Origin of the sequence: Corallococcus interemptor (assembly GCF_003668875.1) — a bacterium.
GTDB lineage: Bacteria > Myxococcota > Myxococcia > Myxococcales > Myxococcaceae > Corallococcus > Corallococcus interemptor.
This window is the reverse complement of the sequence record NZ_RAWM01000342.1, coordinates 1-449: the sequence shown is the minus strand read 5'-3', so window position 1 is coordinate 449 and position 449 is coordinate 1. Positions and strand designations below refer to the sequence as shown.

The 449-nt window shown below is 39.9% G+C and carries 1 protein-coding gene; it reads left to right on the top strand.

Features of this window, described 5'->3' with window-relative positions; all coding sequences use genetic code 11:
• The coding region (locus D7X96_RS40640; RefSeq protein WP_208647455.1) for a hypothetical protein at positions 1 to 271 on the top strand (271 nt) is incomplete at its 5' end.
• Positions 272 to 449: the final 178 nt, after the last annotated feature.

Here is a 449-nt window from a genome sequence, read left to right as displayed (position 1 = left end):
CCATTATTGTTTTATACTAATTGGCGTGCGTGTGGAGAACGATTATGGAATGTTGGGTATCGAGGACTACCTGGTTGTGGTTTGGGTATGTTGTATGAAGTATGCGTGTGGGGTAGTCCTCCATGCTTGGCTTTGCTATGTGTTTTGTGGTGATACCCAACAAGGGTTTGGTTGTGACCCTGAGTATGTAGTCCTTGAGACCATAGTTCAAAATATCAGCCACTACGTAGCATTATCGGCCATAGCAGTCGAGGCCGTGACGCTATTTTGAAAATAGCAGCACTACAGTTTAAAACCTAATAGAGCCAAGCATTTTTAATTTTAAATATTGTTTTTCCTAGTTTTTCTGCTCAATAGCCTTTCCCAAAGTTGTCTCTACCCTTACATGGTTTCAAATCACTAGAAAAGCACAAGATTGGCCATTATGCAATATTCATATTTATTTTACC